Origin of the sequence: Tidjanibacter massiliensis (genome assembly GCF_900104605.1) — a bacterium.
Lineage (GTDB): Bacteria > Bacteroidota > Bacteroidia > Bacteroidales > Rikenellaceae > Tidjanibacter > Tidjanibacter inops.
Window position 1 is genome coordinate 1 of sequence record NZ_LT629957.1, and the last position, 2,195, is coordinate 2,195.

Genomic DNA, 2,195 nt, shown 5'->3' on the forward strand with positions numbered 1-2,195 from the left:
AAAACATGCCTTAAAGAACTGTTTGAGAAGACTAATTTCAACGATGTCAAAGAACTCAATTCTTCCCTTTTTCCGGGATTGTTTGATTAATATTAATTTGTCCCGATTTTAACGGGACACTAATGATTATGGAAGAAAAAAGATTTATGACTTTTCAAGAGAAAGTCGAGCCTTTGTCGAAGAACGAGGAGGGGCAATTAATGGGAGGTTTTGCATCTGTAGAATTGCCTGATGAATTAGCACGTGCAGGGCTTGTCAATGGAAAAGATTGTACTAATTATGACTGCCCGGAGGACTCGAAAAACAAAGAAAGATGTGAAAATGACAATTGCAGAATTTGTTCCTGTGGTGGTGATTCTGGCGGAAAATTACCCGGAAACTTTCCATGCACAAGTATCGGTCCGATAGGATAACAATTAATTATTTTCTGGGGTACTCTTTGTAGTACCCCGGTTTTGACCTAAAATTGCTTAACCATGAAATCAAGTAAATATACCACAGTTATTCGTAATGGCGGCGAATACATCATATATAATACATTGTACGATAAGTTATTGATATGCAATCAAGATATTATTGATTTGCTTAACAAACATTCAGACTTTGATTCTTTGAAAGACATTCATCCGTCCCTATTCAAAAAATTATGTGATGATAAATTTATTATCCCTGATGATAAAGATGAAGTCAAAGAATTAATTGATAGTATAGTACAACAAGATGACTCTGATAAATCTTATCGGATAACAATAAATCCGACTATGGATTGCAATTTAAGGTGTTGGTATTGTTATGAAAAACATTTGGCCAATACTAATATGTCTTCTGAAATATTGGACCGGATTAAAAACTTATTATTACGAATTTGTAGCAATCATAAAACAAAGTATTTGACATTAAGTTTTTTTGGTGGAGAGCCCCTGTTAGGATTCCAAAATTGCGTAAAGCCTCTAATTGAGTATAGTATCGAAATATGTCGAAAACATGACATTAACTTGTCTTTAGGATTTACAACTAATGCCGTATTGTTAGATTCGAAAATTGTTGATTTTTTGTCGAATACGAAATTGGATGTTTCAATGCAAATACCTTTTGATGGTGATAGAGCAACCCATAATAGTATAAAAAAAATGCGTAATGGAGAGGGGACATACGATATTGTACTGAAAAACTTAAATTACGCAGTGAGTAAAGGGATATCCATAGTTGTTAGGTGTAATTATACTTCTAAGTCAGCCTCATCTTTCGAGAAATTTACAGACGATATTATGCCGTTATTGCAACAAAATAAAACAAAAATTAGAGTGTCGTTCCATAGAGTTTGGCAAGATATTGAAGATAAAAGAACTGGAGCTATAATCGATCAGTTAGAAGAAAAAGTAAGAAGTATTGGGGGTAATTGTTACAATCATACTCTGATTAGTGGGAGATGTTACGCGGACAAACAAAATTCGTTTGTAATCAATTATAATGGAGATATATACCAATGTACTGCGAGAGAATTTAGCCCTGAAAATAAAGAGGGTTATCTTTGTAAAGACGGGACTATAGAGCACAATGAACGCTATTATAAACGTATGGAAAGTCGGTTTTCAAATCCGGAATGTATGGAGTGCGTTATGTATCCTATTTGTGCCATTTGTACACAGAAGCGGCTGGAACTTAATAATTCAAAGTGTTTGCTTTTAATGCCTGAAATTGATAAGTTTGATAAAATACGAACACGTATTAAAGCTATCTATGAACTTAAAACGGAGTATAATAAATTACATCCGACATCGAAAAGTGTGTAATTAAAATTATTGCATAATATTACAGATGTATTGAGCCTATGTCTTTCCCCAACTATATTCAACTCGATTCGATGGACTGCGGCCCGACGTGCCTGCGAATTATCGCTGCATTTTACGGTCGGCATTATTCCCTGCAAAACCTTCGTGATCGCTGCCATATCACGCGGGAGGGCGTTTCGCTGTTGGGTATCAGCGATGCTGCCGAGGGTATCGGTTTGAGGTCGGTCGGTGTAAAACTCACCTGGCAGCAATTGCGCGACGAAGCCAATTTTCCCTGCATCGTACATTGGAACCAGCGACATTTCGTGGTCGTCTATAAAATCGAGAAGAAACGCGGGCAGTGGTGGGTCTATGTTTCCGATCCGGCCGTAGGATTACTCAAATATAGCGAACGACAATTTC

Annotated in this window: 3 protein-coding genes; all 3 read left to right on the forward strand. The window is 36.4% G+C overall.

Going from position 1 to position 2,195, the window contains the following annotated elements:
• The first annotated feature begins 122 nt into the window (after window positions 1-122).
• Window positions 123-413: a hypothetical protein gene (locus BQ5361_RS10440; RefSeq protein ID WP_143047436.1), complete on the forward strand. Its 291-nt coding sequence runs from the start codon at window positions 123-125 to the stop codon at window positions 411-413.
• Window positions 414-476: 63 nt separating this feature from the next.
• Window positions 477-1,793 (forward strand): radical SAM/SPASM domain-containing protein, encoded by a 1,317-nt coding sequence (locus tag BQ5361_RS10235; RefSeq protein WP_074021950.1) that lies wholly within the window; start codon window positions 477-479, stop codon window positions 1,791-1,793.
• A 38-nt stretch (window positions 1,794-1,831) separates the two neighbouring features.
• The coding region (locus tag BQ5361_RS10240) for a cysteine peptidase family C39 domain-containing protein (protein WP_257587905.1) at window positions 1,832-2,195 on the forward strand (364 nt) is incomplete at its 3' end.

Bases quoted from the DNA above. Each gene is read 5' to 3' on its own strand.
- BQ5361_RS10440 (WP_143047436.1), top strand. From the start codon at position 123: ATGATTATGGAAGAAAAAAGATTTATGACTTTTCAAGAGAAAGTCGAG.
- BQ5361_RS10235 (WP_074021950.1), top strand. From the start codon at position 477: ATGAAATCAAGTAAATATACCACAGTTATTCGTAATGGCGGCGAATAC.